Annotated in this window: 39 protein-coding genes; 12 read left to right on the top strand and 27 right to left on the bottom strand. The window is 62.0% G+C overall.

The window, feature by feature from the left end:
* Positions 1–2: 2 nt before the first annotated feature.
* From CVO77_RS00215 to CVO77_RS00335, 26 genes are all read right to left on the bottom strand, one after another.
* The gene (locus CVO77_RS00215) at positions 3–2,183 is read right to left on the bottom strand and encodes a transglycosylase SLT domain-containing protein (protein WP_105997357.1); all 2,181 of its coding nucleotides are present in this window, start codon (positions 2,181–2,183) and stop codon (positions 3–5) included.
* Positions 2,183–2,608, bottom strand: a complete 426-nt coding sequence (locus tag CVO77_RS00220; protein ID WP_105997358.1) for a hypothetical protein — start codon at positions 2,606–2,608, stop codon at positions 2,183–2,185. Before CVO77_RS00220 ends, CVO77_RS00215 begins: the two co-directional genes overlap by 1 nt.
* 76 nt (positions 2,609–2,684) lie before the next feature.
* A complete protein-coding gene (locus CVO77_RS00225; RefSeq protein ID WP_105997359.1) occupies positions 2,685–3,143 on the bottom strand; it encodes a hypothetical protein in 459 nt (152 codons plus the stop codon).
* Positions 3,140–4,915, bottom strand: a complete 1,776-nt coding sequence (locus CVO77_RS00230) for a phage tail protein (protein WP_105997360.1) — start codon at positions 4,913–4,915, stop codon at positions 3,140–3,142. The genes CVO77_RS00225 and CVO77_RS00230 overlap by 4 nt, the downstream gene beginning before the upstream one ends.
* Positions 4,915–5,559, bottom strand: a complete 645-nt coding sequence (locus CVO77_RS00235) for a ubiquitin-activating E1 FCCH domain-containing protein (RefSeq protein ID WP_158257938.1) — start codon at positions 5,557–5,559, stop codon at positions 4,915–4,917. The genes CVO77_RS00230 and CVO77_RS00235 overlap by 1 nt, the downstream gene beginning before the upstream one ends.
* Positions 5,547–6,221 (bottom strand): phage connector family protein, encoded by a 675-nt coding sequence (locus tag CVO77_RS21150; RefSeq protein WP_158257939.1) that lies wholly within the window; start codon positions 6,219–6,221, stop codon positions 5,547–5,549. The genes CVO77_RS00235 and CVO77_RS21150 overlap by 13 nt, the downstream gene beginning before the upstream one ends.
* A 212-nt stretch (positions 6,222–6,433) precedes the next feature.
* Complete coding sequence (locus tag CVO77_RS00240; protein ID WP_105997362.1) at positions 6,434–6,877, bottom strand: hypothetical protein; 444 nt, start codon at positions 6,875–6,877, stop codon at positions 6,434–6,436.
* 15 nt (positions 6,878–6,892) lie between these two features.
* Positions 6,893–7,315 (bottom strand): Bbp16 family capsid cement protein, encoded by a 423-nt coding sequence (locus CVO77_RS00245; RefSeq protein WP_105997363.1) that lies wholly within the window; start codon positions 7,313–7,315, stop codon positions 6,893–6,895.
* Positions 7,316–7,339: 24 nt separating this feature from the next.
* Positions 7,340–8,374, bottom strand: a complete 1,035-nt coding sequence (locus tag CVO77_RS00250) for a major capsid protein (RefSeq protein WP_105997364.1) — start codon at positions 8,372–8,374, stop codon at positions 7,340–7,342.
* Positions 8,375–8,377: 3 nt separating this feature from the next.
* A complete protein-coding gene (locus tag CVO77_RS00255; RefSeq protein WP_105997365.1) occupies positions 8,378–9,085 on the bottom strand; it encodes a hypothetical protein in 708 nt (235 codons plus the stop codon).
* Positions 9,069–9,353 (bottom strand): hypothetical protein, encoded by a 285-nt coding sequence (locus CVO77_RS00260; protein ID WP_105997366.1) that lies wholly within the window; start codon positions 9,351–9,353, stop codon positions 9,069–9,071. Before CVO77_RS00260 ends, CVO77_RS00255 begins: the two co-directional genes overlap by 17 nt.
* A complete protein-coding gene (locus CVO77_RS00265; protein ID WP_158257940.1) occupies positions 9,353–11,041 on the bottom strand; it encodes a portal protein in 1,689 nt (562 codons plus the stop codon). The genes CVO77_RS00260 and CVO77_RS00265 overlap by 1 nt, the downstream gene beginning before the upstream one ends.
* A 370-nt stretch (positions 11,042–11,411) precedes the next feature.
* Complete coding sequence (locus CVO77_RS00275) at positions 11,412–12,935, bottom strand: terminase (protein WP_197709656.1); 1,524 nt, start codon at positions 12,933–12,935, stop codon at positions 11,412–11,414.
* Complete coding sequence (locus tag CVO77_RS00280; RefSeq protein ID WP_242446034.1) at positions 12,935–13,414, bottom strand: terminase small subunit; 480 nt, start codon at positions 13,412–13,414, stop codon at positions 12,935–12,937. The genes CVO77_RS00275 and CVO77_RS00280 overlap by 1 nt, the downstream gene beginning before the upstream one ends.
* Before the next feature lie 41 nt (positions 13,415–13,455).
* Positions 13,456–13,701: a hypothetical protein gene (locus CVO77_RS00285; protein WP_105997370.1), complete on the bottom strand. Its 246-nt coding sequence runs from the start codon at positions 13,699–13,701 to the stop codon at positions 13,456–13,458.
* 2 nt (positions 13,702–13,703) lie between these two features.
* The gene (locus CVO77_RS21155) at positions 13,704–14,123 is read right to left on the bottom strand and encodes a hypothetical protein (RefSeq protein WP_105997371.1); all 420 of its coding nucleotides are present in this window, start codon (positions 14,121–14,123) and stop codon (positions 13,704–13,706) included.
* A gap of 23 nt (positions 14,124–14,146) precedes the next feature.
* Positions 14,147–14,443, bottom strand: a complete 297-nt coding sequence (locus CVO77_RS00295; RefSeq protein WP_158257941.1) for a hypothetical protein — start codon at positions 14,441–14,443, stop codon at positions 14,147–14,149.
* Entirely contained in the window at positions 14,436–15,221 is a 786-nt protein-coding gene (locus CVO77_RS20930) for a hypothetical protein (protein ID WP_146130784.1), read from the bottom strand. The genes CVO77_RS00295 and CVO77_RS20930 overlap by 8 nt, the downstream gene beginning before the upstream one ends.
* The gene (locus CVO77_RS00310) at positions 15,218–15,736 is read right to left on the bottom strand and encodes a hypothetical protein (RefSeq protein ID WP_105997375.1); all 519 of its coding nucleotides are present in this window, start codon (positions 15,734–15,736) and stop codon (positions 15,218–15,220) included. Before CVO77_RS00310 ends, CVO77_RS20930 begins: the two co-directional genes overlap by 4 nt.
* A gap of 17 nt (positions 15,737–15,753) precedes the next feature.
* Complete coding sequence (locus CVO77_RS21775) at positions 15,754–15,885, bottom strand: hypothetical protein (protein WP_275541960.1); 132 nt, start codon at positions 15,883–15,885, stop codon at positions 15,754–15,756.
* A gap of 50 nt (positions 15,886–15,935) precedes the next feature.
* Positions 15,936–16,103 (bottom strand): hypothetical protein, encoded by a 168-nt coding sequence (locus CVO77_RS21160; protein WP_158257942.1) that lies wholly within the window; start codon positions 16,101–16,103, stop codon positions 15,936–15,938.
* On the bottom strand, positions 16,100–16,642 hold the full coding sequence (locus CVO77_RS00320; RefSeq protein ID WP_146130786.1) for a hypothetical protein: 543 nt from the start codon (positions 16,640–16,642) through the stop codon (positions 16,100–16,102). The genes CVO77_RS21160 and CVO77_RS00320 overlap by 4 nt, the downstream gene beginning before the upstream one ends.
* 10 nt (positions 16,643–16,652) lie before the next feature.
* Positions 16,653–17,030 carry a hypothetical protein gene (locus tag CVO77_RS00325; protein WP_105997378.1) on the bottom strand — a complete coding sequence of 126 codons (378 nt, stop codon included), beginning with the start codon at positions 17,028–17,030 and terminating at the stop codon, positions 16,653–16,655.
* 3 nt (positions 17,031–17,033) lie between these two features.
* Positions 17,034–17,594, bottom strand: a complete 561-nt coding sequence (locus CVO77_RS00330) for a hypothetical protein (protein WP_105997379.1) — start codon at positions 17,592–17,594, stop codon at positions 17,034–17,036.
* Positions 17,594–17,743: a hypothetical protein gene (locus CVO77_RS21165; RefSeq protein WP_158257943.1), complete on the bottom strand. Its 150-nt coding sequence runs from the start codon at positions 17,741–17,743 to the stop codon at positions 17,594–17,596. The genes CVO77_RS00330 and CVO77_RS21165 overlap by 1 nt, the downstream gene beginning before the upstream one ends.
* A gap of 66 nt (positions 17,744–17,809) precedes the next feature.
* A complete protein-coding gene (locus tag CVO77_RS00335) occupies positions 17,810–18,064 on the bottom strand; it encodes a hypothetical protein (protein WP_146130787.1) in 255 nt (84 codons plus the stop codon).
* 62 nt (positions 18,065–18,126) lie between these two features.
* Here CVO77_RS00335 and CVO77_RS00340 point away from each other — a divergent pair, with 62 nt between their 5' ends.
* Together CVO77_RS00340 and CVO77_RS20935 are read left to right on the top strand one after the other, a co-directional pair.
* Positions 18,127–18,330: a hypothetical protein gene (locus CVO77_RS00340; RefSeq protein WP_105997381.1), complete on the top strand. Its 204-nt coding sequence runs from the start codon at positions 18,127–18,129 to the stop codon at positions 18,328–18,330.
* A 59-nt stretch (positions 18,331–18,389) separates the two neighbouring features.
* Positions 18,390–18,635, top strand: a complete 246-nt coding sequence (locus CVO77_RS20935; RefSeq protein ID WP_146130788.1) for a hypothetical protein — start codon at positions 18,390–18,392, stop codon at positions 18,633–18,635.
* A gap of 72 nt (positions 18,636–18,707) precedes the next feature.
* Here CVO77_RS20935 and CVO77_RS00345 read toward each other — a convergent pair whose 3' ends face one another.
* The gene (locus CVO77_RS00345) at positions 18,708–18,926 is read right to left on the bottom strand and encodes a hypothetical protein (protein WP_105997382.1); all 219 of its coding nucleotides are present in this window, start codon (positions 18,924–18,926) and stop codon (positions 18,708–18,710) included.
* Between the two features lie 5 nt (positions 18,927–18,931).
* On the opposite strand from CVO77_RS00345, the gene CVO77_RS00350 reads away from it, so the two are divergent.
* The 10 genes from CVO77_RS00350 (at position 18,932) to CVO77_RS00390 (ending at position 24,153) form a co-directional block, all read left to right on the top strand.
* Positions 18,932–19,660 carry a S24 family peptidase gene (locus tag CVO77_RS00350; RefSeq protein WP_105997383.1) on the top strand — a complete coding sequence of 243 codons (729 nt, stop codon included), beginning with the start codon at positions 18,932–18,934 and terminating at the stop codon, positions 19,658–19,660.
* Positions 19,661–20,064: 404 nt separating this feature from the next.
* The gene (locus tag CVO77_RS21390; RefSeq protein ID WP_192878849.1) at positions 20,065–20,781 is read left to right on the top strand and encodes a hypothetical protein; all 717 of its coding nucleotides are present in this window, start codon (positions 20,065–20,067) and stop codon (positions 20,779–20,781) included.
* On the top strand, positions 20,781–21,089 hold the full coding sequence (locus CVO77_RS00360) for a hypothetical protein (RefSeq protein ID WP_105997384.1): 309 nt from the start codon (positions 20,781–20,783) through the stop codon (positions 21,087–21,089). Before CVO77_RS21390 ends, CVO77_RS00360 begins: the two co-directional genes overlap by 1 nt.
* A complete protein-coding gene (locus CVO77_RS00365) occupies positions 21,086–21,322 on the top strand; it encodes a hypothetical protein (RefSeq protein WP_105997385.1) in 237 nt (78 codons plus the stop codon). Before CVO77_RS00360 ends, CVO77_RS00365 begins: the two co-directional genes overlap by 4 nt.
* A complete protein-coding gene (locus CVO77_RS00370) occupies positions 21,319–21,642 on the top strand; it encodes a hypothetical protein (RefSeq protein WP_105997386.1) in 324 nt (107 codons plus the stop codon). Before CVO77_RS00365 ends, CVO77_RS00370 begins: the two co-directional genes overlap by 4 nt.
* A complete protein-coding gene (locus CVO77_RS00375) occupies positions 21,639–22,001 on the top strand; it encodes a hypothetical protein (RefSeq protein ID WP_105997387.1) in 363 nt (120 codons plus the stop codon). The genes CVO77_RS00370 and CVO77_RS00375 overlap by 4 nt, the downstream gene beginning before the upstream one ends.
* The gene (locus CVO77_RS21170; RefSeq protein ID WP_158257944.1) at positions 21,998–22,171 is read left to right on the top strand and encodes a hypothetical protein; all 174 of its coding nucleotides are present in this window, start codon (positions 21,998–22,000) and stop codon (positions 22,169–22,171) included. The genes CVO77_RS00375 and CVO77_RS21170 overlap by 4 nt, the downstream gene beginning before the upstream one ends.
* Positions 22,172–22,173: 2 nt before the next feature.
* Positions 22,174–22,494, top strand: coding sequence for a hypothetical protein (locus tag CVO77_RS00380; protein ID WP_105997388.1), 321 nt, complete (start codon positions 22,174–22,176; stop codon positions 22,492–22,494).
* Entirely contained in the window at positions 22,487–23,272 is a 786-nt protein-coding gene (locus tag CVO77_RS00385; RefSeq protein WP_105997389.1) for a YqaJ viral recombinase family protein, read from the top strand. The genes CVO77_RS00380 and CVO77_RS00385 overlap by 8 nt, the downstream gene beginning before the upstream one ends.
* Positions 23,269–24,153 (top strand): hypothetical protein, encoded by an 885-nt coding sequence (locus CVO77_RS00390; protein ID WP_105997390.1) that lies wholly within the window; start codon positions 23,269–23,271, stop codon positions 24,151–24,153. The genes CVO77_RS00385 and CVO77_RS00390 overlap by 4 nt, the downstream gene beginning before the upstream one ends.

Raw genomic sequence — 24,153 nt, forward strand, 5'->3', positions numbered from 1 at the left:
AATCACTGGTAATTGCCCTTGTTCTTATTCCACCAGGTCTCGATTTCCTGATCGGTTGGCGAACGTCCACCATGCTCGGCGCGATAGCCGCGCACATAGGCATTGAAGATGTCGGACGGCACATCAAAGGCAGGCAAATCGGTGCGCGGCGTCTTCTTGGCGCCGAACCCGAGCGCGCCCGCGATGCCGCCCCGCGGCGTCTGGACGCTGCCCGTCGCGAAGCGCATCGCCTCGTTAAGCTGGGATTGGGTCGGCTGCGCCCCTTCCTTGACGTGACCGCGAAGGTAAGTCTCCATGATGCTCATCACCTTGCGCTTGCGATCGGCATTCTGCTTGCCGTCCAAATTCATCTCGGGGGTCGCAAACATCGTGATCGTGCCGCTGATCGCGCCGCGAAATGCGATTTCCTGTTGAGGCTTGGCGCGGATGGTCGCCGCCTTGTTTTGCAGCGACGCATATTCATCCGGCGTGACCTGCGAGCGAATGATGCGGAGGTCCTGCTGCAAAAACTTCTCGGGGTCTTCGATCGCCATATTCTCAAGGCCGATGGCGAGGTCGCTATTCGCTTTCGGCGCCTGCGCGGTGAGGACCGCTCGCTTGTTCGCGTCCGCCATATTGCGCAGCGTGTGCTGACGTTCGGGCGAGAGTTTACTGAAATTCGAGATTTGGCTGATGTCGGTGAAGCTGTCACCGAGCGCATCGGCTGTCGACAAGGCCTTATCGAACTCGTCCGCCTCCCGGCGCCCCGCGAGCATCTCGTCGCGCTTTACATATTCATCGACGCGCTGGCGCGCGCGCTCCAGATCCTCCGGCGTCCATCCCTCACGCTTCGCCCGATCTTCAAGCTCCGTGTAGGCCGCCGACAAGTCCCACTTACGAGCCTCACTATTGCCGCTCGCCGCGGCGCCGGTCTTCTTTTGAAATTTGGCGACATAGTCGCGCGTCTCGGCGGGAAGATAGGCAACCCAGTTATCGGGCTCTCCAGCCTTGCGCGCCTTCGCCAATGCTCCATTGACCCCGGTTCCCTTGGCCGCTGACCCCGGCCCGGCATTATATGCCGCGGCTGCTTTCACCGGATCGCCGCCGAACCGACGGAGCATTTCCTTATAATAAGCCTGGCCGAGCGCGCGGTTATAGTCCGCGTCGGTGCGAAACCGCTCGGCGTCCCAGGCGAGGCCAGCATAGCGCGCCGCCTCGGGGCCTGTCGCGGGCATTACCTGCATGACCCCGACCGCACCGGCTGACGACGTGAGGGGACGGCCCGACTTGTCGAAATGCCTCCCGCCGCTCTCGTTGCTTTCGATCGCCTGCAACTGGCCGTAAAGGTCGGCGGCGACACCGGGCGTAGGCGCATCGTCGGGGCCGGACGTTGGCACGGAGCCGAGTGCGACGAGTGCCCTTTCGTCCGCCTTCCTGAACTGGATAGCGGGCTGAAGCTTCGTCTCGATCGCCTGCGCATCATTATAGGATAGATCGTCACGATATTTCGTGAACAAGGCCAGCGCCCCGTCGAGATCGTCCGCCGTGAGACGACCGTTAATCACGGCGGTGTGAACGCCGGACACGAACCGCTCTTCAGTTTCGTCGACACGATCTTCGCTCCAGCCCTGCCGATCGGCGAGGCTCTGGATTTCGGCGAGGCCGCCAGCAATATTGTCGGCATAGCGTTCAGGGTCGCTGTAGAGGCGGACGGCGTCTTGCTGAAAGCCAGAAAGCCGCGCGTCGGTTTGCTTTACCCATTCGACGTTGAGCTGGCCGGTAGCGTATTTGGCAACGTCCTCAAGGCTTGCTCCGAACGATTTGTTGAGCGCGTCGGTGAGCATTCCGCGCTGACGTTTATTCTGAGCCTGCGACAACGCTTCGTCGCGCATCTCCGCAAAGCTCTTCTCGACACCTTCACGCGCGGTGCTGGCGTCAAACCCCTGCTTGCTGAAGAATGGATCGTCGCCCGTGTAGAGAAGCTGACGCTTGCGGTCATCGACTGCAACGGCGATCTTCTTGACCGCCGCCTCGTCATAGGTCGCCTCCATCTGGTCCCAGCCAGCCGCGACACGGCTTAGATTGTCGCCCGCCTGCTGGATCGCCGGGCCGATATAGTTGCGCGCCTCCGCGTATCGGAAACGCTCCTCTGGCAGGGCCTGAACTTGAACAGATCGGCCGGGAGTGACAGGAACGCTGACCATCAGCCGCTAGCCCCTTGCTTTGCACGCCAGTTTGAATATTGCTGCGCGCCGCCGAGCATCGTGCTCACGGCGCCGAAGCCCGCGGCAACGATCGCCTGCCTGCCTTCGGCCTTCGATGCACGCTTCTGCGATTCGAAATTCCACGCCGAAATCTGCTGGCCCTTGACCCTGCGCCGGATATTCTCCGACTCTGCCGCCGAATCCTCCTGACCGATCATCTTCGTGTCAGCGATGACGCGCGCGGCGCTGCCGGAGGTGATATCGACGTTATTGCCCGCCATCCGTGCCTCTTGCGAACCGACGCGCCCGGCCACCTCGCGGCCGAGCTGGCGCTGCTGTTCCTGCCCCTGCACGATCGCGTCAGAAGCCGCCTCGCGTGACAGTTGCTTGTTCTGCTCGGCGACCTGGGCCTGATAGCGCGCCATTTTCGACGCATAGATACCGCCCTGAATCTGACCAGCAGCGGAAACCGCTGCCGCGCCGATGGCGAGAAGTCCGGGATTACAAATGGCTAGGCCCTCCTCGATGGAAGTGCAGGAACGCAGTCCCGCTGACATTGATCGGCGCCTCGCAAATCTCAAAACCGACGTGGCGCAGGAATCGAAGGGCGCGCGCATTGTCGGCCGACACAAGGTTTTCCAGTTGGGGGAAGGTTGCGTGCATCTCGGCGAGGACGACGGGGGCATGGCGGACGAGGTCGCGGCCATGGTCATACACCCGTTCGGTTCCGAGCATCCACGGAATGCCCACGCCCTCGATCATGCTGCGAGACGCCACGCCCATCATGGCGTGCGGCTGATCGTCGACGATCGCGGTCAGCGCCCACAAGGAGATTGTGAGGGCGTTCGCCAAGGCGTCGGAAGGGTCTCGCCCGAATGCCGCGCATTCAGCGACGTCGGAAGGGCGCATGTTCTCGGCGAGGAACGGGATATGCGCAGGTTCGGCTTCAACCAGCCTCACCCGCGCCCTTTCGCTTCGACGCCGTAATAGAGCCCCGTCACCGTCATCGGATAGGGGGATGTCTGCTTGACGATGATCGTCGCCTCGCGATCGACGGTCTGCGTCGGGTGCGCTGGTTCGGGCAGGCCGGTGAAGGGAATAGGCGCGCCTATCTCGCCCTCGCGCCGCGTCGTGAGCAGCTCGAGTTCGCTTTCGACCCGGCCAGCATAGACGTCGAAGCTTTCAACCAGTTCGACATATATCTCCCCGGTGATCTTCTTGTTCGGTTCTGGCGGAAGCGGCATCGTTTCGATGATCGCATCATAGGCCAGCCCGACGATGACGTTGGTCGCGGCGTCGGCTAGCTGGATTTCCCCGCCGACGACGGTGGTTGTCACGCTGAAGCCATCGGCGAGGACCATCACTTCCCGGCCCTCAAGATGCCCAAGGCCAAGGATTCTCGTCTGGGGATCGTCAAAGATGTAGATCTTCGAGCAATCGAGGAAGGAGGCTGTGCGGTAATCGGACCATTTCAGCCGATCGAGATATTCGACATAGCGCACCGTCTCGCCGTTTATCTCGCGCTCGACCGTCAGGTAGACGCGGTTCTCTTCGCCCTCCGGGACGCAGCACACGTCCAAGACGAACCCGCCGACGTCCATTTCGGTCCAGCCCCAGACTTGCTGCTCGGCCTCCCATGTCAGGGCGAGCAGCACTCCGTCATTGCGGACGCACCACAGGACCGATCCCGGCTCCGCCTGATATGCCATGCGGACAATGCGGAAATTCTCGAAGAGGTGCGGCGCAAAGATCGACACGTCGTTCGAGCGGTAGCCATCGATCTCGAAGGTATAGCCGAGCGTGCGCAGGCCCGTTTCAACGCGCGGCTGGTAGAAGGCCACCTCACCGACCACGACCGGCTTCGGTAGGTCCATGCCGCGGCCGACGTGGCGCTTGGCGCCAGGCGGCGGCGTCGGGACAAGGATATCGTCATTGGGGCCGACCAGAGAGAAGATATTATCGCTGGTTCCAACAATCAGGCGATCCATGGGGATGAAGGCTTCAATGACATTGCTCTCGCCGGTCGATATGGACATTGCGATGCTGTCATTCTCCCGCTGCGGGCGGGCGAAATCCATATTCTCGAAGTCCGCCGTGCGGGTGGCGAAGACCCCGTTCGGGCTGCTTGTCGAGCGGCCAAGCCAAAGCCGCTGCTCCCAAAATCCGAGGCGGGCGGGATATTTCCCGGTCGCATTGAAAGGCGTGTAGGCCTCGATCGGCGCGTCGGAATAGTCGGGCTGGTATCCATCATCGACGAACGACAGGGATTCGGTCTCGCCGATATAGCCGAAGCTGCCGCTCTCATGCGCTTTGTAGACACGATAATATTCGACGTCTCCGGTGGGCGCCGTCCATGAAATACTGGTGTAGTTTCGCGGCAGTTCCGTGTCGTTGGTCGCGCCATCCGGGGTGGAGCCCCGGCTTTCCTGTCCATCGCCGTTCACCGCTGAAACGATGTAGGAATAATCCTGCGGAAAGTAGGAATCGCCCGTGTTGGCCGCGTCCGTGTTCGCGACCGTCGCCACCGCAGCAAGGCTGGTTGGCGGGTCAATGCCGGGCGAAAAGCTCACCTGGCTATAGGCCCAGTCGGCATGATCGGCCCGAACCAGCTTCGACACCGGGTAATATTGATGCGCGAGATAGATCGTGTCGAACGACTGAGCGAAATCGAGGTCGACCAGTTCCGGCGCATTATACGGCGTCGCCATCTTATAGAGAGGATAGACGGCCATCAGGGAAGCGGATTCAGCCAGCCACCGCCACCGCCACCGCCGCCAGGGGGAACCGTCGGTGCGGGCGTCGGTGCGGGCGTCGGCGCAGGGACAGGCGGGGGAGCAGGGGGCGGAACAGGAGGCGCAACCCGCACAACACCATCATCCGACACGAAGGCGGCATATCCGCTCGTATCGACGCCTATGCTGAAATTGTCGTCATCGATGACGGTGATAGTGACCGTGCGGCCGTCCAGTTCATCCATTCCCTCGAAGCCGGTCAGGAACGCCTCGTCGCCGCTGGCGAGGCCATGAAAGGGGGCCGTCACGACGCCCGGATTAGCCTGCGATATCGCCGTGATGCCGAACCCTTCGGAAAGCACTGCACCGCCCAGCGCGAGCGGCTTCATTGTCGCTTGCCCCATGAGCAGGGCATAGCTCTGCCCCGGTGAATAGGTGAACGGGAGCAGGCGTGTGTCGTCGTCGTCTTCAGGAAGACGGTAGACGAACAAAGTTCCCGGCCTCTTGCGCACGCCGCCATATTTGAGCAGCGTCACATTCGTGAGACGCCGGGCCCCAGCGTTCCACGCATCGACATCGCGCCGGGACTGGACGACAGGCGAGAAAATGCCTCGCGTGAAGTTGCGCTTGCTTATCGAGGCCATGCCGCACCCGCATAACCAAGGCGCGCGGCGACCCCTTCGGCCACAAATTCCTTGCGCCGTCTGGGATAGCGGTTGAGGTCGTCGGCGATCGCGACGTTGACCGCGCTTTCGGCAACACGCTGCTTGACGACCCATTCCTGCGTGTCGGCTTTCTCGCCAAGGATGGGACGATAGATACGCGCGGCGAGCAGGCGGATCACGGCCTGCGCAAAGAGGGGGTGCCACTTGTTCGGCTGCACCGCGTCGATCGAATATTCGAGGATGGCGAGTTCGAGGTTGGTGTAGAGTTTGGTGTCGGCAAGCGTGTAATCGATCAGCTCATAGCCGACGCTCGCCAGCGGCCAATAGAGCATGGGCGTGACGACAATCCCCGGAACCGATGTTGCGCTCACGTCCCGAACCAGCGCGATCGGGGAGACGATTTCATCGGGGAGCGAATAAGCATAGCGCCATTCACCCTCCCGGTCGTTCTCGACGGACGCCAGGGCCGCGCGGCGGCGTGCGAAGGTCCAGTCGTGCATTCCGATCAGGTCAGCGACGACGCTGTTCAGATGCCGGTTGCACTCGCGCGCTTCTGTGCGGTTGTCGTCGATGCCGGTGATCGGATGCGCGGGAAGGTCCGAAATGGCCTCGTTGCAAATCTGAACGATATTGCGGGCCATTATTCACTCTCCCGAAGGTCTTCGACGGCGCCCTCCAAAGCCGTCACCCGGCCGCGATCATAGGGGCGCGAGTTTGGCCGCTTCGGCTTGCGGCTCGTTCCGCGAGGGCGGGAGGGATGGATTGCCATGGGGCGACGCTATGCGCGGGGATATCGGCGCTCAAAACAAAGGGCCGGGATTTCTCCCGGCCCTCTGCCCCCACGGATGGCGGTTCAGCCCTTGGCAGCGAGGCGCGCCGCGATGGCATCCTTTACCGCAGCGCGTGCCGGTCCACGGCGAGCCAGTTCGGCCTGCTCGATCGCGGCGAGATAGTCGTCGACCTTACCGCCCGAGATGCTCGCAACGATGTCGTCGGAGCCGCCCTTGAGGAAGTCGGTGACGTTGAGGCGGTCATGCCCGGCAACGGATGTGGCCGCCGTAGCCGAAGCGAGCGGCAGAAAGAGGGTGCGCGTCTGCACCGTGCGCGTCGCCTCGAAGACGAGCTCGCCATCGGGCTTCACGACCGGCTGGGCCAGTCGAAACGTAACCTGCTTTTCGATTTGGTCCTCGTCGGACACAAGGTCTTCATCGACGGTGACGATCTCTCCGGGAGCGAAAAGCCGCCCGTCGAAGTAGCTTTCGGGGCCACGGACGATGGCTTCAACCAGATTACCCATTGCTCAGACCTTTCCTTAGTAGCCGGTGACGAACGCGGGGATGGTCGTGTCGTCGGTATCGCGAACGAAGCCGCCCCAGACCGTCCCGGCGGTGTGCGTGCCGACCGTGACGAATTGCAGCCCGAGGTAGCGCTTGCTCGTGCGCGGCACCGCGAGGCGGAGCAGGACGGCGCCCTTCTTCAGGTTCGCTTCCGCAATCACACCAGAGCCGACGAGAACAGTCGGCGTGCCGAGGTTGGAAGCGGCGCTTTCGATCAGGTTGACCGCAAGGCTCGTGCCGTCGGCGAAGTCGGCCGTGACCGCGACGAAGATTTGCAACTCGCGGTTGGTGTTGATGTTGATCCCGGCGGCGCCGGTATCGATGACATCGGTCGAAACCTGCGTGCCGGTGGTGACCGCCTGGTTATTCGAGAACGTGAGTTCGCGATCGGTAATCATGATCCTATTCCTTTCCTGTCTCGATTAAACGACGCGAGCTTCGTCGGCCTTGAGCGCATCGACGCGGCGCACCGGAACCTCACCCATCATCAGGACGCGCTTCCCACCCACGGTTTCGTAGGAGAAATTCGAATTGTTCGCGTTGTTGACGAGCTGCTGGCGGAACATCGCGCGGATGTTGCGCGGCATATACCAAGCGGCCTTGGTGCCCGGCATGTTGAGGCCTTCGACGCGCTCCAGCGCCTGCACCATCAGCATCTCGATCTGCGCGCCGGTCGAATAATTCGGCAGCAGGAGCGACTTGTCGATGTTGGGGATGCGGACGGCGTAGCGGGGGTCCTTCACCGAAAGGCCGACCTTCCAGATGAAGTTGTCCGACACGGCGAGGAAGCGCTTGCCATCGGCATCGTTCACATAGTGACCGACCTCGTAGCCGTCGTCTGCGGTGCCGGTGTTGCCGGTGACGTTGATGTGCGTGATGCCCGCCTTCGAGCCCTTGGGATAGATGCCCTTGACGCCCATGGGCGACCACACGATCAGCCAGATCGACGAATTGTCGGTGCCGGTGCCGCCGCCATCGATAATCTGATCCTTCGTCGAGCCGGACAGGCTGTTATAGCGTGGCGCCAAGCCCGTATATTCCTTCGGGCTAAACGCGGCGTTGCCGTAGAACAGCGTCTGCGACTGCGCGTTCGACAGCGCCTGATAGAAGGATGTCGCTTCGGTCAGGCGATAATTGTCCGGGGCGCCGGACATCATGGCCGCCTGGCGGTCGATGTCGCTCTGACCCTCGAACATGGCCGCGCCTTCGTCGACCTGGGCGACGCGGCTCTTCGACGGATCGACGCCCTGATTGAGGCCGCGAGCCGTGACAGTGGGCAGGCCGACACGAACGGTAGTGCGCTCGCCGGTCGGCAGATTCCCTTCCTGCCAAAGCTGGTCTTCGAGCGTCTCGTTCGTCTGGGACAGCCATTCGCCGATGACGGCAACTTTGCCATCGGGGTCGATGCGAGCCGTCAGGTCGGCGAGGGTGTGAAGCTGGGTGCCGAGAACAGTCATAAATTAACCCTTTCTTCCATAGAATTTTTCGGAGGCCGTAAGTTCGGCATTGCCACCGCCGCCAAGCGGGGTGCTGGCTTCGGAGATCGCGCGACCGGCGCCCGCGATGACGCGGGCAAGGAGCGGATGATCGCCGAGACCGCTTTCGTTTAGGAATTTCGAGAACTCCGAGCGGGTCGGTGCGTCGGGGATGAAATGCGCGATGGCCTTGGCGGCGAACGCCTGGCTCTCTTTCAGCTTCGCCCCGCCAATTTCGGGGTCGGCCTGCAAATCGCGCGCGAGGTTGGCTCTGAGTTGGGCGCCAGCATCGTCGATCGCCTTGGTGGCGCGCGCAGCGATGGCGGGCGCCACCTTCTCGGCGAACAGCCCGACAACCTTCTCGGCGCCCTTCTGGCTGAGGTCCATGCCCTTCAGGTCATCCTTGACCAGATCGAACATCTCGGCGTCGAACTCGACACCTTCGGGCATCGTGAACGCCGCCGCGTCATAGGCCTCGGGGGCGCCGATGATCGATTCCGCAGCCGTCTTGGCGGCTTCCGCGTCGGCGACCGCCTTTTCCTCGGGGGTCGGCTCGACCTTCACTTCGTCCGTCTTGACGGCATCCGTGGTTCCGGCATTGGTTTCGGCCGCTGCCGCGTCACCCATCGCTGTAGCCGCCGCAGTTTCAGCGGCATCGGTGGTTGCGTCATTGGGGTCAGTCTCGGTCGTCATGCTTCGTTCCTTTCGGGGGTGTGAATTGCTTCCCAGCATCGATCGCCATGGCGATTGCGTCATCAGGTTCGCCGGGCGTTGCCGAGAACCAGCCGAGAATTTCGAGCCCCAAGGAGCGCTTGCCTTCACTGAAAAGGCGTGCCTGCTCTTCGCGAGTAAAGCGGGTGATACCGCTCGTTCTATAAATCTCAAAAATCACGCGCTGGAATGGGGGTTGCTGGATGAGCCAGTCGACATCCGCAACAGGAATGGGGCCGCGCGCAGCCATCAGAACTGCGCCGTATCGTTGGACATCTCGGCGATGTTCAAGGCCGCCGTAGTCGCATCCTTGGCAGGCTGCGCCATCGCCGCCATCTGCGCCATCTGCTCTTGCTGAGCCCGCGCGTCGCGCATCTGCTTGACGGCAGCAGCATCGCGGACCGCTTTCGCCGGCAGGTTAGCGCGCTCGGCGTAATCGTCGATGATCGCGTCGGGGTCGATCTTGTCGAGAACCTGCGGGCCAAAGATCGAGCCGAGCGAACCGACAAAGCCAACGACACGTTCCGTCGTGGAGAGCCCGAGCATTTTCTGTGCCATCGCCAACACCGAAACGAACTCGACCTTCAATTCGCGGCCCTGCAATTCTTCCGGCGCCGGCCGAATGAGATTACCGCGGCGAGCAATGCCAATCATGCGCTGGACGGCAATGGGCAGCATGTCGTCGTTGACCATCTCGACGACAGGACCAATCTGCGACATCTTCTCCTGATCGCGCCGCAGCAGTTCCTCGACGTTGCGCGGCTGAACGCCGGGCATGTTCGTGATGGCCATGAACAGGTCGGCGAAGGCCAACCGGTCGATTGACTGCTTGATTTCAGCCATATCTTCGCGAACCGCCTGTATCGCTCCGGACTGGACTTCATAGATCGGCTTGACCGCCTGCACCTGGGTCATGTCCGCCACATAAGTGTGGGCACCGGGACGCATATCGAGGTCGCGGGCAGGCCCGACTGTTGGCGGCTTCCGGAGAAGATCGGTCAGTTCGCGCTTGCTCTTCGCCTGCATGGCAAGCTCGCGCATGTCGGCAAGGCAGTCGTGCCCGACGCCGCGACCATAGTTCGACGGATCACCGTCGCGAGTGATCCATCGCGGCGCCCAGAAAGGCTGCTCGTTATAGCGCTTGCCTTCGAGCAACACATCTTTGCGCTGATCGTTGCAGTCCCATATCACCGAATCCCAGGCGTCGTTCGCGCCGGGCTCGATGAGCTGCTTGCAAGGGACGATTTGGCCGTAATTCGACCGGTCCCACGCATTCTTGACGTTCGTCGATACGGTTGACCAGTCATAGGCGCCACCCGGCCTGCCGACGAACTTCTTGACGACCTGGTCCACCGTCATCGGACAATTGCGCATCAGCGTATCGACGCTGAAGGCGTCGTTCAGACCAAGCCAGTAATCGCCGACGCCGACACCGATGCACGGGGCAATCTGAAGCGGATGTTCGGTCATGATTCCGCAGGCAGGACCGAAGCGGGCCATCGAGCCATAATTCTGGCGCGCGACCTGGTAGAAGTTCGAGGCGTCGAACAGCGCGTAGATAAGCGTCTGGAAATCGTCGAGCCACTCGCGTGCCGCCTGATATTGGTTGAGGTCGGGATCGGCGAATTTGAACTCGATCCACGGGCGATTGGGCGACGACAGCCCTGAATACATGCCGCCCTCGACGGTGCGGAACGCGAGTATGGGGTGGCTGTCGAGAAGCTGGCGCGTCTTCGGGCGCTCTTTTCCGGAACTGTTGACAGCCAAGCTGGCGACGGAGCCATAGCCCGAGAAGTCGGCGATCGAATACCAATCATTCTCGCAGTCGGTGCGCTGCGCTTTCAACGCGCTAGCGACCTTCTCGACATGCTCGCGGCGTGTCTTCTCGCCTTTCGGCGCGCCCTGGGGCGGTTGACGAAGGGACAATGTCTCACTCATCGGGGACATGCTCTTTCCCGCAGCGCGCGCACTTCACCTTGCTGTCCTCTGGTTCGGGACTTTGCTGGCGCTGGCCGCACTCGCACTCGAAGCGAAGATGCGGGATGCCACGAATGTCGATGCGTTCAGCCACCGAGGGTCGAAGTCGTCATCGGCGTGCTGAGAGAAGGCCCTGCCGCTGACATCAGCGCGGCATACCCGCGACGTCGGCGCATCGGATCGTCATCGACGCCCGCGACTTTGCTTTCCGGGGCCTTCATTGCCTGGCGCTGCGCGGGCGGCGGCGGAACGTCGGGGGCTTTCGGCATACACATCGGGAGCGATCACCTTTCGCAGGCGACGCTATTTCAGCGTGTATCGGCGCTCAAAATCAGAGGTCGGCATAAGGGTCGTAAGCACGGCGAGGCAGCGGCGATTGGTCCCGATCAATCCGGCGCTCCACCGGCGCAGCGAATGTCAGCGCTAGGGCATCGCCACGGTCAGGCGAGGCAAGACCGCGCTTTTTCATATCCTGCTTGCGCTCAAGTTGCAGCGCGACCTGGTCGGGACCATAACCATACTCGACGCCCGTCAGGTCCGCTTTCAATTCGTCGTCATCGGGAATCGTGCCGCCGTTGAGCCACTCTCTCATCGACGCCCACATCAACGCACGCTTGTTCGCAGTTTCGATTTCCAAATTCTCGCCGACCATGACCCGCCCGCCGCGATCGCCGAAATTGATGCCAAAGACGCCGGGGACATTGAGTTGGTTGAGCCGGTCAATCAGGCCAGGCCCCATCGCGCCGCGATCGACGAAAATTGCATCGGCGCCATATTTCTTCGCGTGTATCGCGATGTCCCCGGCGACGCGCATCAGGTCGCGCTGGATGTCGTTGCCGTGCCATGCGAGCCAAGGGATCGAGCGAGCGTCGCGGCCCTGTCTGGCAGACAAGATGGTCTTGTCATCGCCATAGCGCGCGACGTCGACGCCGAAGATGACCGGCGATGTCGGGGTGTTCATATCTCCGCGAGAGATGGCGGCATCGACTATATCGCTGGCGATGAACTGCATCGAACCGGCGCGGGGAAACTGCCCCTTGACGCGGACGCGAACAAAATCACTGTCGTCGCCATAGGCTTCGACCCACTCTTGCAGCCGGTCCTTGTTCGTCCGCTTGACGGTGCGACTGTCAATCTGCCGGTGGCGCCAGAGGTGGCGAAACTTCCCTTCGACCGATTCCTTGAAGCGCCCGGTGTTGCGGGTAGGGTTGCCGTAGATCGCCCAGAGCATCTCCGTATCGGCGTCGGTGAGCGCGCCTTCCGACACTTCGAAGATCGGATCAATGATCGAGGATGCCTCGTCCATGATCAGGATGGTGCGCTTGCCAGCATTGTGCAGGCCCGCAAAGGCTTCGGTGTTGCGCTCGCTCCACGGGATGGCGTCGATACGCCAGTTGCGCTCGTGACCGCGCTGGGTCGAAAAGAAGCTGGTCGCCTCTAGCCGGAACATCTCCCGCAGCATCGGGAAGCGAAGCATCGAATACCATTTGCCCAGCTCGGGCCATGTCTTCGTGCGTAGCTGGGTGTCGGTGTTCGCCGTGACGACGCCGCGCGTGTCCTCGTGCGTCATCAGCGCCCAATGGCAGATGAATGCAACCTCGGTCGATTTGCCGATGCCATGCCCGCTCGCCGTGGCCTCGCGGATCAGCCGGAACGGATCGTCGTGGAGCCGCGCGCCAATCTCCTCAAGCTGCTCGCGCTGCCATTCGTCCGGGCCTTCCTCGTTCTCGAGCGGCCCTCCCTTTATGCCCCACGGCCATGCCCAGAGAACGAAGCCGAGCGGATCATGAGTGAAACTGCCCAGGTCGCGGAGTATCTCGCGGCGGAACTCGGCAGGCGTGATCATGTCAGCCATCAGCGACCGGCGGCCTTTCTTGCCTCGGCGAGCAGTTTGGCCGCGTCGTCGGTCACATCGACCTCGACACGGTCCTTGAAGGCCTGAACATCAACATGCTTGCCGAGAAGTTCTATGCGCTTGATGCGATCCGACAGCTTGACCTTGTCGACCACCCCGTCCCCGTCGCCGTCGCGGCCCTTCTCGCGGACAGTTTCGACGCCGGCGACCAGACCCTGCCGCCAGATGAGCGGCCATTGCTTCACCGGCAGCAGGTTCCCGTTGTCATCGTATAGATCGGCAAGATCAGCTTCGGCTTCGGCCTGGAGGCGCTTCGCCACCCAATCGGCGTCGATCTTCGTCCGCTTTAAGCGCGCCTCCATCGCTTCCGCAATGGCAAGCGCGATCTTAGGATTTCTAAGGAGTTTGCTGCCCTCGACCGCGCAGACGGCATCGCTGCCCCGATACCCGGCTGCGCGGTAAGCCCGCGTCGCGTTCATGTCGACGAGATACTCGTCGCGGAATCGCTGCTGCTTTGGGGTCAGAGCCATCGGGGGCCTTCCGCCGCCACAACGGCCGCCGCGAACTCGCGATCAGCGTAGCTGACGGGGTCAACGACAAGATCGAGCACGTCGGTTCTGATGTCACACGACGCGCGCACGGGACCGCTGTGGACTGAGCAGACACGGCCGGTGCGGAAATAGCCGCCGATCTTCTCCTGCCAGCCGTCCGCTACCAGCGCGTCGTGATAGGCCGGCACGGGGCTCATTCTTAAGGCGTCAGTCATGCTCATATCCTTTCATTCAGGGGGGCGGCGCTCAAAATCAGGGGATGGTGCTCGCATCCCAGAACACGGCGGGCGCCGCATTTGACGCATAGGCTGCTATCGACAAGGGCGGCGGGATAGTCCCGGCTCTGCTTTGCGCGCTGGCGATCGAGGGCTTGCCGTGCCGCCTGGCGGACGCGAGCCTTATGCTCGCCTCGTTCGATGCCGTGAGGATAGGCGGCCATTGCGGCCCGCAGCTTATCGGCTGTGTCGATCGTCAGGCGTCGTTGGCGAGTTCGAACGGCGGAGCGCGTCGAGGGCGCAACGCCTGCGGCGGTGACCAGCCGGTTATAATTCGTCCCGGTGCGCCGGATCCACGAATTAACCTCGTCGATGACGACACGGCTTTCGGTCTGCCCAAGAAGGTCCTGTCCGTATCTCATTGGTCGGTGGCGGTCATATCGGATCAATCCGCATAGGGCTGGCGGACATCGCGTGGCGGGATGAGCGCCTTCGCAACCTGCTTGGCCATTGGCCCGGGAACGAGGCGCGCACCGTCGCGGCGATCGACGAAATGCTGCCACTTCGGCGGCATGTCCGGGTCTGTCTCAAGGTTGCGGCGGTTGACGAAATACTGCCAGTTGTTCGCCTTGACGAAGCCTTTTTCGTTGATCCGAATGCAATAGGCTTCCAGCCCTTGCGGATCGAACACATCGCCGCTTCCGCCATCCTTTACACCGCGCAAATCAAGCGGGTTAGTCACCGTAGTTCCCCTCGATAATCTTCTGGAAATTGGCCTTTTTCATGGCCCAATCGAACGTGCAGAAGTGCTTCCCGGTGTCGCCGCGCAGGAACGGGGAGCCGCGAATGTTGCCGAACACGGTCACGAAATCGTCGATCGAATATTGGGCGATCCGGGCTTTCAGCAGTTGCCGACGCTCTGGCGTGATGTCCCGAACCTTGGGTTTGCCCATCCCTGGAGCGATCTCATTCCATTTTTCCACGACATGCTCAGGCCGCAGCGAGGGTTCATCGCCAGATGGACGAGAAGCTTTAGCTTCTATCTCTTCTCCATCCTCCTCTCCCTCCTCCATCTGCGGATCAATTTCTCCCAAAAGGGGAAATGCTCCGACTTTAGCGCCGTTCATTTCTCCTTTTGGAGATTTCGCTTCCGCCTTAGGGGGAATTTTCTTTTCCGAATGTCCTGTAAATTCAAGAGCTTCATCCGTCGCAGGGTGAATATCGTTCGGATTCTTCGGTCTCTGGAATTTCGCGAAGTTGCCGATGGCGCCGAAGCGTTTTCCATCGATTTCATAGGACATGATCTTGCCCGCGCCCGCGAGTTCGTCGAGCAGCGGGGCTACTTCGATGCTGTCGGCGGGGAAGATACGCATCTTCAACGTGAGCGGTTTCCACTCGAAGATGCCTTTATCGTCAGCCTCTACCCCTAAACCGAGAAATAGCATCCGCGCAGCCATGCTGACGCTGACAATATCCTCGTCGGTGAAAAATCCGGGGTGGATGGAGCGAATGCGGCTCACGCGGCCAATTCCTTCCACGCATCCGCCCGCCAGCCCTTGCGCTCAGCCTTGGCGAACAACTCGCCCTCGGTCAGAACGGCATGGCCGTATCGCCAGCACTGGCCCTTGGGGTTCGGGGTGCCGTCCGCATCGCAACGAAAGATGGCGACCCGGTCATGGCAGCGCACATATTCGGCGGCGAGGTCGGCATAGCCTTTCGCGCGCTGGCCCTCGAACTTGGCGCGTCGGTCGGGCTGAAACTGTGTCGATGCCTTCCTCATGCCCATCGCGACCGCACGCGACCTGATGGCGCAAGCGGAGCGCCCGATCAGCGCCGCAAGCTGGTCATAGGTCAACGTGTTGAAGTTGGCCCTGAGCTGTTGGTCCTCAATGTCGGTCCATGGCGCAAGAGCGCCGGGCGTGCCCTTATAACCGACCTCTTGGCGCCATTTGCCGAGCGTTCCGCGCGACACGCCGTAAATCTCTGTCGCCTGTCGAAGCGGGATCGCCGGGTCATAATCGGATGGAATGGACATGGCGTATGGTCTGGCCATCAGTTGGGCCTCCCCAGGACGATTTCGCGGACCTCGCCGATGGACAAGCCATTGCGCCGCCTTGCCTTGGCCGCGATCGAAACCATCGGTTCGCCAGTCTTCCACAAGTCGATCATCTCGCGATCGGTCATCGGATCCTCCGTGCAGCGCGGGTGTATCTGTTCGGGGTGCGTCGTCGGCATCACCGCGCTCCCCTCATCCATTTCAGAACCTGTTCAGGGGTCGCGCCCACCGTCGGCGCGACCGCCGCGGCAATGCGCTGATCCGTCATCGGGTGATCGGACGCGCGGGCCTTGGCGACGTGCTTCAGAGCAAGTTCGCGTTGGAATTTCAGGGCGTCGGGTTTCATGCCATCGCCCCCAACGGAGGCCGCAGCACCTCGTTGGCGCGCCATGGCGGGACAATGCCTTCGCGCTCGCAGGCGTAATCCATGATTCCGAAAGTGTCGGCTTCGTCGTCATTGGCGACAGAGATGCCGAGTTGGCGGGAACGCTCTATGGCGAGTTGCTTCAGTGTTGCGCGCTTGGTGCCGCGCTTCATCCGTCCGAGAAAGTAGCGGACCCAGACGGTATGATTGACACCGTGAAATCGGATGCCCTTCGCCTCGGCAAAGCTCTCCGCGTGCGCGTAGAGGCCATAGGCGAGTAGGATGGTATCGAATGTCGTGTGACCGGCCAATGCCTGGGGCTGGAGTGGCATTTCGCAATAGATCGCGTCAACGCCGCCGATGACCATGTTGAGGTCGTTCATGGCGCCGTGCAGCCGCCCACACGCCATGCCGACGCTGGTCAATTGAGAGCCGAGTTGCTTCGTCAGGATGACCGGGTGAGAGGATTTTCCATCCCACCCGCCCATGCCCGACGATCGCTTCGACAGGTCGAGCGTCATCAGCTTCATCTTAATTCACGGTCGCAAGTTCGGGCCGCGATTTGTCGACCACCGGAATGACCGGCGAGGCTTCCTTGCCTTCGGCTTCGTCGACAAGATCGCGCGAGATGCCCAGCCCCGACACGTCGAGCAGACCGCGCAGGGTGCGGAAGTAGTCGTCGCGCAGTTCGGGATCCATGCGCATCAGGGCGTGGAAATGCTTGGCCGCCTTCTTGTTGCAATGGCAGTCGTCTTCGATGACCTTCCAGCCCGCCGCTTGATCGCCGCGCACCTTGGCTGACTTTTCAAGCAGCGGATTAAGGTCGTTGGTGATGACCTTGATTGCGCGTTCAAAATCCGGCTTGATAATCTCCCCGCCGTTCTGGGGTCCGTCGTCTTTCGTGCCCATGTCTTAGGCTCCTTTCATGGTGGTGTTGGTCAGCAGGGGTGGAATCACACCGCGCGGTTTCGCCAGCCGGCATTCCGGGTCGATGCTATCGCCCTTCGCCAGCCGCGTTGGGTAAGAGGGGCCCTCCGCGTCCTGTCGGTGCGATCGGCGCTCATGGGACCGTTCCGCTCGCTTTCCGGGCTGCTGAACCCCGGCAGGAATCTTTGAGAAAGGCGCGGAAGGGCCGCAACCCTCCCGCGCAGGGCTGGTTGGCGCAGCAAGGGCGCCTTCCAGTGGATGGGATTTGCGCGCGACGTTGCACAGGCGCAGGTCTTCAGTTCGGGCGTCGATCACCTCCCGCTCAGCCTTGTGCGACAGTTTGCCCGCGTCGATCCGCTGCTGGCGCGTCAGGTCGACTTGCGCCTCGGCAATGATCATCCGGGCGCTGTCTCGCTCCCACCATTGGCGGAACAGGTTGGCCGACGCTCTCGCCGCGCTCAGGCGGGATCGGAAATAGAGGGCTGTCAGTCCGGCCGCAGCAAGCGAGGACGACGCGCAAGCGAGCAGGGTCGAGGCCGTCGCCATCACGCGCCCCGCAGCCGATCAATCTCGGCCTCCGCATCGTCGAGTTCGTCCATGAGGTCGAACCGCGAGCTAACCGCCAGAGCGCAGCCGATGAACAGGCCAAGAGTGCCGCCGGTGATAAAGATCGCGAGGCCTAGAAGGATGGTCATGGTAAACCTCTGTGGTTAAACGGAATTAACAAAATGCGGGGCGTTAACCGCGAAATGGAACAGCCATCACGGTTCGCTTGCGTCGGCCGAAAAATTGCTGGCAGTCAGCGCGGTATGAACGGGGTGATCCACGACGCAGCCGCTTTCGCGGTCGAAGCGCAGGTATTTCAGGGGGCTGACGACCATCAGCGGGCCTTCGTCGTCGCTCCAATCCTCGACGATGAAGGGCTGGCTCAGCAGGAGGTGCGTGCCGTTTCCGGGGCCGGACTGATTGCCGCGCACGACGGGGTACGGGGGAAGGGGGTTGCTGCCGGGTGTCATTGCGGATCACCCGGCAGCGCGCCTATCGTGCCGATGTTCGGGACTGCACGAAGGGGATTCGAATGGATTACGCGACGATCTTGGCGTTCAGGGCGATGGCCCGCGCGCTCGTCAAAGCCGAGCATGTCGATGCCAGCTTCTATGAGCATTTCGTCGCGTGTCTCGATGACGCGCTCGTCAAGGCCGACGGCGACGGGAAGCGCGGCGCCTACACGCTCATCGAAGAATTGCGCGCTCGGATCGCTCAGGATGCTGGGGGCGGGTGAGGGAGCGGCCATCGGTCAGGCGTCCCGACTTCTGACCTGTGGATCAGCGGGAGGACTATATGGACGACGATCTGACGATCGCGCTCGCAATGTGCGCCGAACTATCCCTGATATCGTCAGGATTAGCAGTAGAGATGGCAAGCCGCGGCTTGCTGCACGAGACAACTGCGGGACGGATGGCGAACTCGTTCGACAACGTGGCGGAATATCTGGACGGTGCAGAGGTCGACGAGTTGACCGAATATGCGGCGCTTCTGCATTCAAGCGCGATTCTGCTGCGCAGAGTGCGGCGCGAAAGTCCCTGACATGCTGAGGGTCCAAAAGCGCGTTCGCGGCCGCTCGGCGTGCTGGCGAGAGGCGGATCGGGGCCAGCACGTTCATGCGGCGTCGGCTTTGGCGAAACCGGCGCACCGTTCCATGTCGGCAACAGCCTGTTCGACCTTCTGGATGCTGGCGAGCGTCATCCCGCCCTTTCCATTGCGCCAGTTGGAGAAATTGGCTGGGTGGACACCAGCAGCCTTGCGGACGGCGGAGAGGTCGGAGCCGATGGCTTTCGCCCGCGTCTCCCAATCCGCGAAGAGTTCATCATGGGTCATGAGCCATGCTTAATAGCATCATTGCTAATCAGCAAGAGCAATCTTGCTACAAGATTGCTAATGGCATTTTTGCTAACGCTGTCGAGATGTCCGAAGAGAACAACGACAAGGCGCTGATCACCGCACTCAGCAAGTGGGCGAAACTGTCCCCGTCTGAGGTCGCGCGCAATGCTGGGCTGGCGGTGTCGACGCTAACCCGCCCACTCAATCACCCCGTCAAACATCGCCTGTCAGTGCCGACGCTTGAGAAGCTGAAGGCGAAATATTCTGATTTTCCCGGCTGGTCGAACGAAGAGCCAGACCAGCCCGAAACCGATCTGAACATTGATTACGTGTCGGTCGAAGTCCTGCCAACCTATGCTGGAATGGGTGGCGGAGGGACGGGTGATGGAGATCCAGAAACCGCGCTCGTTCCCCGCTATCTGATCGAGAGCGTCTTTCGCGGTCATCCCAGCGACTTCGTTTTGATCCGCGTGCGCGGCAATTCGATGGAGCCGACGTTTCGCCACGATGACGAGCTGCTGGTTGACAAGCGCGATCGATCGCCAACGCAAGCCGGGCCCTTCGCGATATGGGATGCGGAATGGGGCGAATACCTAATCAAGAATGTGGAGCGCTTGCCGGGCGGGTTGGTTCGGCTATTTTCGTCGAACACCGAATATACGGCGACCGAGATAAGGCACGAGGAAACAAGGATATTGGGTCGGCCAGTCTGGTTCGGTCGTCGGCTCTAATTATAGGGCGGTGGCATCGGGGGATGCCGGAAGGGGGAGGGGGTGGCTAAGGAGTACGGCGGAACTGACATCATTGCGCGATGCGGGATGGTGTTCTGCGCTTGCCTATTGTGCATCGTCTATGTTGCTGATTGGCGAGACGAAAGCGGCATTTTCCTATTTATATTTTCGTTGACGGTTCTCTTGGCAGGCGCGCTACGCCGGTGATGGTAGGGGGCGGCCGAGCCAGAATTGATAGAGGACTAGCATTCCCATCACGATGACCATGTTCCATTCATTATCGTAGTGCATATCCACTCTCCTTCAGGGAGGGTGCAGCAAATAAATTAGCATCATTGCAAATTATGAGTTGCACAGATTAGCAATGATGCTACAACCGGCCCCGTCACCAAACGGAGCCGCACATGCAAACGCAACAAACTCTCGACGACATTCTCGCCCGCTGGGACAGCGGCGAAGGCAAGCCCTACAAGGGATCGCTGATCGACTGGTCGGCATATGACGGGGATGGCAACGCGCCTCCCGACGACATGGGGTGCATGTGTGCGCAGGGGCAAGTCCTGCACCTGCTCGGCGGATGGTCGCCCCGTAAGCTGGCCGATACCGAACAGGCCAAGGCCGACGCGGAAACCGCCAAGCTGCTCAACATCAGCACCGCCCATGCGATCTTGCTGCGGAACGTCAACGACAGCATCGACGGCGCGCCCTCGATCGTCCTGACCAATCCCGAAAAGGTGCTGGGCGATCAGGCCCATATCGTGCTGGCCTTCTGGCTGCACATGGACCGGATGACGGATGAGCAATGGGACGCCGCATGGGACGCCGCATGGGACGCCGCACGGGTCGCCGCACGGGTCGCCGCACGGGACGCCGCACGGGCCGCCGCATGGGTCGCCGCACGGGCCGCCGCATGGGCCGCCGCACGGGCCGCCGCACGGGACGCCGCATGGGCCGCCGCATGGGTCGCCGCACGGGCCGCCGCTGGATATGCCTGCGCCGAAATCCAAGGCGCCAGCCTCCTTCGCGAGCAGGGCAAGCCGTTCTTCTTTCTCCCCATGTTCGGCTTCGACAGCCCCGAGGCCATCCCGGCGTTGCCCGCCGACTACGGCAAGGTGGCATAATGATGCGCGCCACCTTCGACCTCGACTTCCGCGTCAGCGAGGCGTTAGAGCGCCGCGCCTTCCCGGAATATCAGCGCGACTATGCGCCCCCGTCCGCCGCTCAACAGGCTATCTGGAATCTCGACGACACCCTGAGGGCGATCGACGAGGCGGACCTTGCCCTCGAACGCGGCTGCGGCAGCTTCGAGCGCCATTGCCACCTTGCAACGATGGCCGGTCGGACGCGCGAAGAGGCGAGGGCGGATGCTCATCGACTGTTCCGGCGTGCGTATGCGGCGGCGGTTGCTGGCGAGCGGGTGGCGGCATGAACTACACCGACGCCCGCGAGGCCTTCAACCGCGCCAGCCATTCCGACGCGCTGCCCGAGATGCAGATTGTCGCGGCCGAAACCCTCCAGCCCGACACCGACGAGCAGCCGCGTGCCCTCGTCACGTCCCTCTGGATCGCAGCCGCCTTTCTCGTCGCTGCGCACGTCATCTGGGTCGCGGCCGATATGCCCGGTGCCCAATTTCTCAACCGTTTGATGGAGACTTTGCCGTGAGCAATCCAATTCTGACCGCCGCCGAGCGCGAGACGTTGAACAAGGCGCTGGAAATCATCTTCGCCCACACCCCCGAGGGTGCCAGCTTCCTGATCGACGCGCGCCACCCCAAGGGGTTCCGGCAGGACTTCGGCGTTTGCTACTTCACCAGCAAGGTCCGCACCCAGCATTCGTTCATTACCGGCGCCACCCTCGCTGATCGGATCCAGTTCGCTATCGACCGCGAGACGGACGAAATGGCGGACCCTGAAAAGGCCAACGCCCAGCGCATCGCCAAGCTTCGTGAAGAGCTTGCCAATCTCACTGGAGCGGCGGCGTGAGCGGGGCGCACACCGACGGCGCGTGGCACGTCGAAGACCCTATGGGAGACGGCGTTGAGGATGATCTGTGGATCGTTGTTGGCGATCAGGCCCACAACTGGCGCTGCCTCGCTCTCGTCTCATGTGACGTCGAGAAGGGGCCTGTCCCAAAGCCGGTTTACCGTCCGCAGCGCGACGCCAACGCTCGTCTGATCACCGCCGCGCCCGATCTGCTTGCTGCTCTCCTTGAGGCCCATCGCGCCCTCAACTTCTACGAGTGGTACAACAACCCCGCGAGCGGTTGGGCCTCCGAGGACAACACCACCGTTCGCGGCGTGGTGGACGCTGCCATCGCCAAGGCGACGGGCGGTGCCGCATGACCGTCGCCCTCCGCCTCCGCGAGATCGAGGAAGCCCACGCCGATGACGCTTTCCTCGCCATGTCGAAGTTGCGCGACGAGTTCGTGCGGTCGAACAACAACCATGCCGCGTGCCTCGTCGATGAAGCGATCGAGAAGTTGATGGCGGCCCTCCGAAAGATGGGAGCCTAACCATGGACGGCAGCTTCACCACCACCGTCATCTGGCACGACAGCCGGGGCAGCGAATGCGAGGCCGAGGTGCGCGTGACCTATGTCGGGCGCCACGGGTTCCCGGAAACGCGGACCGACCCGGCTGAACCCGCGACGGTCGAAATCACGGACATCGTGCCAATCAACGACGATGCCTGGGCCTACATTCCCGACGACCTTTTCGAGCGCGACGACCTGATCGCGGAATGTTTCGAGGACTGGGACGCCACCTGTGAGGCCGCCGAGGAAGCGCGCGCCGAGGATTACCGCGACCGCATGAGAGAGGAAGCCGACAATGGATAACCCATTCAGCCGGGATTACGTCGCCGCGCCCGTTGACGACCAGCCGGAACCCGCGCGCACGGCAACCCCGGCACCGGGGAAGGGCCGCGTCGTCTATCACCGGGACGTCATCCAAGGCACCGCCGAATGGATGAAGCTGCGGACTGGCATTTTGACGGCGAGCGAAATGAAGCTGATCCTGACCCCGACACTCAAGGTCGCCAACAACGACAAGGCGCGGGCGCATCTTTGGGAACTGCTCGCCCAGCGGATCACCGGCTTTGTCGAAGAGACATATGAAAGCTGGGACATTCTGCGCGGTCGCGAGGATGAGATCGAGGCCCGGCTGCAATATTCGCAGCACTATGCGCCGGTTGAGGAATGCGGCTTCATTACGAACGACGAATGGGGCTTCACGCTCGGCTATTCGCCCGACGGTCTGGTCGGTGACGACGGCCTGATCGAGTGCAAGTCACGGAAGCAAAAATACCAGATCGAGACGATTGTCGAATATGCTTCGAAGAAGCTGATCCCGACCGAGTTCATGCTTCAGCATCAAACCGGGCTTGTCGCGTCCAAGCGCAAGTGGATCGACTTCATCAGCTATTCGGGCGGACTGCCCATGTCGACGACCCGCGTTGACCTGATCCCCGAATATGAGGACGCGATACTTTCCGCATCCGAAAAGTTCGAGGCCGACCTCGCTGACAAGCGAGCGATCTACGACGCGATGATGGCGTCCGGCGCGCGGTTGATCCCCACCGAACGCTCAATCTTTACCACCGGAGACCTGAAATGACGGGCGACCTCGCCTCGACCATTGTTCCCAAGTCGGACCAGCTCAATGCCGATGACCTGATCGCCGGCCCGATCACCATTACGGTTCGCGACGCCTATGTCCGCAAGGGCGAGGATCAGCCGTGCTACATCTTCTACGAAGGCGACAACGGGAAGCCGTACAAGCCCAACAAGGGGCAGCGGCGGCTGCTGATGCTCGTTTGGAAGACCGACGAGAGCAAAGACTTCATCGGTCGGTCGATGACGCTTTTCCGCAATCCCGACGTCCTTTGGGCGGGGAAGCCAGAAGGCGGCATTCAGGTCAGCCACGTCTCGCATATCACCGAGGCACAGACGCATATGATCACGGTCCGCCGCGGACTGCGCGTTGCCATGACGGTGAAGCCGCTCGCGATCGACAACCAGCGCGGCGACAACGGCGCGCGCGAGGTTGCCGACGACCTGATCCGCCGCGCAGAGGCCGCGCCCGACGTCGAGGCACTGGCTGCGCTGGCGGAGGTGCCAGGCATCATCAAGCGCCGCGAATGGCTGCGCGACACCGACCCCGCGCTTTACGACAAGGTGGGCGAGGCGTTCGAGGCCCGCGAGCGCGAATTGACGCCCGCCGACACCGCCACCCCCGACAACCCGACCGCAGCGGAAGGCCCGGCAGACGATGACCGGGGCGACCAGTTCGACGGGACCGACGAAGCCCCTGCATGGCGCAAGGCGGTTGACGATCACCTCGATGCGATCCGCGCGGCAGAAACTGTTCTCGACCTCAAGTCCGCGATCAACCGCTTTGAACAACATCGCGAGTTTCTGAGCGCCGATGCGCTGGCCGAGGTCGAGGCCGCCGAAAATGACCGGGCCGGACGGCTTAACCCGCTGGCTGGCGGCTGA

It is taken from the genome of Sphingopyxis lindanitolerans (genome assembly GCF_002993885.1).
GTDB classification, from domain to species: Bacteria; Pseudomonadota; Alphaproteobacteria; order Sphingomonadales; family Sphingomonadaceae; genus Sphingopyxis; species Sphingopyxis lindanitolerans.

What these genes read in the sequence shown, in the direction of transcription:
- CVO77_RS00215 (WP_105997357.1), bottom strand. Translation starts at nt 2,183, where the DNA reads ATGGTCAGCGTTCCTGTCACTCCCGGCCGATCTGTTCAAGTTCAGGCC.
- CVO77_RS00220 (WP_105997358.1), bottom strand. Translation starts at nt 2,608, where the DNA reads ATGGCGCGCTATCAGGCCCAGGTCGCCGAGCAGAACAAGCAACTGTCA.
- CVO77_RS00230 (WP_105997360.1), bottom strand. Translation starts at nt 4,915, where the DNA reads ATGGCCGTCTATCCTCTCTATAAGATGGCGACGCCGTATAATGCGCCG.
- CVO77_RS00235 (WP_158257938.1), bottom strand. Translation starts at nt 5,559, where the DNA reads ATGGCCTCGATAAGCAAGCGCAACTTCACGCGAGGCATTTTCTCGCCT.
- CVO77_RS21150 (WP_158257939.1), bottom strand. Translation starts at nt 6,221, where the DNA reads ATGGCCCGCAATATCGTTCAGATTTGCAACGAGGCCATTTCGGACCTT.
- CVO77_RS00240 (WP_105997362.1), bottom strand. Translation starts at nt 6,877, where the DNA reads ATGGGTAATCTGGTTGAAGCCATCGTCCGTGGCCCCGAAAGCTACTTC.
- CVO77_RS00245 (WP_105997363.1), bottom strand. Translation starts at nt 7,315, where the DNA reads ATGATTACCGATCGCGAACTCACGTTCTCGAATAACCAGGCGGTCACC.
- CVO77_RS00250 (WP_105997364.1), bottom strand. Translation starts at nt 8,374, where the DNA reads ATGACTGTTCTCGGCACCCAGCTTCACACCCTCGCCGACCTGACGGCT.
- CVO77_RS00255 (WP_105997365.1), bottom strand. Translation starts at nt 9,085, where the DNA reads ATGACGACCGAGACTGACCCCAATGACGCAACCACCGATGCCGCTGAA.
- CVO77_RS00260 (WP_105997366.1), bottom strand. Translation starts at nt 9,353, where the DNA reads ATGGCTGCGCGCGGCCCCATTCCTGTTGCGGATGTCGACTGGCTCATC.
- CVO77_RS00265 (WP_158257940.1), bottom strand. Translation starts at nt 11,041, where the DNA reads ATGAGTGAGACATTGTCCCTTCGTCAACCGCCCCAGGGCGCGCCGAAA.
- CVO77_RS00275 (WP_197709656.1), bottom strand. Translation starts at nt 12,935, where the DNA reads ATGGCTGACATGATCACGCCTGCCGAGTTCCGCCGCGAGATACTCCGC.
- CVO77_RS00280 (WP_242446034.1), bottom strand. Translation starts at nt 13,414, where the DNA reads ATGAACGCGACGCGGGCTTACCGCGCAGCCGGGTATCGGGGCAGCGAT.
- CVO77_RS00285 (WP_105997370.1), bottom strand. Translation starts at nt 13,701, where the DNA reads ATGACTGACGCCTTAAGAATGAGCCCCGTGCCGGCCTATCACGACGCG.
- CVO77_RS21155 (WP_105997371.1), bottom strand. Translation starts at nt 14,123, where the DNA reads ATGAGATACGGACAGGACCTTCTTGGGCAGACCGAAAGCCGTGTCGTC.
- CVO77_RS00310 (WP_105997375.1), bottom strand. Translation starts at nt 15,736, where the DNA reads ATGTCCATTCCATCCGATTATGACCCGGCGATCCCGCTTCGACAGGCG.
- CVO77_RS21775 (WP_275541960.1), bottom strand. Translation starts at nt 15,885, where the DNA reads ATGACCGATCGCGAGATGATCGACTTGTGGAAGACTGGCGAACCGATG.
- CVO77_RS21160 (WP_158257942.1), bottom strand. Translation starts at nt 16,103, where the DNA reads ATGAAACCCGACGCCCTGAAATTCCAACGCGAACTTGCTCTGAAGCAC.
- CVO77_RS00320 (WP_146130786.1), bottom strand. Translation starts at nt 16,642, where the DNA reads ATGACGCTCGACCTGTCGAAGCGATCGTCGGGCATGGGCGGGTGGGAT.
- CVO77_RS00325 (WP_105997378.1), bottom strand. Translation starts at nt 17,030, where the DNA reads ATGGGCACGAAAGACGACGGACCCCAGAACGGCGGGGAGATTATCAAG.
- CVO77_RS00330 (WP_105997379.1), bottom strand. Translation starts at nt 17,594, where the DNA reads ATGGCGACGGCCTCGACCCTGCTCGCTTGCGCGTCGTCCTCGCTTGCT.
- CVO77_RS21165 (WP_158257943.1), bottom strand. Translation starts at nt 17,743, where the DNA reads ATGACCATCCTTCTAGGCCTCGCGATCTTTATCACCGGCGGCACTCTT.
- CVO77_RS00335 (WP_146130787.1), bottom strand. Translation starts at nt 18,064, where the DNA reads ATGACACCCGGCAGCAACCCCCTTCCCCCGTACCCCGTCGTGCGCGGC.
- CVO77_RS00340 (WP_105997381.1), top strand. Translation starts at nt 18,127, where the DNA reads ATGGATTACGCGACGATCTTGGCGTTCAGGGCGATGGCCCGCGCGCTC.
- CVO77_RS20935 (WP_146130788.1), top strand. Translation starts at nt 18,390, where the DNA reads ATGGACGACGATCTGACGATCGCGCTCGCAATGTGCGCCGAACTATCC.
- CVO77_RS00345 (WP_105997382.1), bottom strand. Translation starts at nt 18,926, where the DNA reads ATGACCCATGATGAACTCTTCGCGGATTGGGAGACGCGGGCGAAAGCC.
- CVO77_RS00350 (WP_105997383.1), top strand. Translation starts at nt 18,932, where the DNA reads ATGCTTAATAGCATCATTGCTAATCAGCAAGAGCAATCTTGCTACAAG.
- CVO77_RS21390 (WP_192878849.1), top strand. Translation starts at nt 20,065, where the DNA reads ATGCAAACGCAACAAACTCTCGACGACATTCTCGCCCGCTGGGACAGC.
- CVO77_RS00360 (WP_105997384.1), top strand. Translation starts at nt 20,781, where the DNA reads ATGATGCGCGCCACCTTCGACCTCGACTTCCGCGTCAGCGAGGCGTTA.
- CVO77_RS00365 (WP_105997385.1), top strand. Translation starts at nt 21,086, where the DNA reads ATGAACTACACCGACGCCCGCGAGGCCTTCAACCGCGCCAGCCATTCC.
- CVO77_RS21170 (WP_158257944.1), top strand. Translation starts at nt 21,998, where the DNA reads ATGACCGTCGCCCTCCGCCTCCGCGAGATCGAGGAAGCCCACGCCGAT.
- CVO77_RS00380 (WP_105997388.1), top strand. Translation starts at nt 22,174, where the DNA reads ATGGACGGCAGCTTCACCACCACCGTCATCTGGCACGACAGCCGGGGC.
- CVO77_RS00385 (WP_105997389.1), top strand. Translation starts at nt 22,487, where the DNA reads ATGGATAACCCATTCAGCCGGGATTACGTCGCCGCGCCCGTTGACGAC.
- CVO77_RS00390 (WP_105997390.1), top strand. Translation starts at nt 23,269, where the DNA reads ATGACGGGCGACCTCGCCTCGACCATTGTTCCCAAGTCGGACCAGCTC.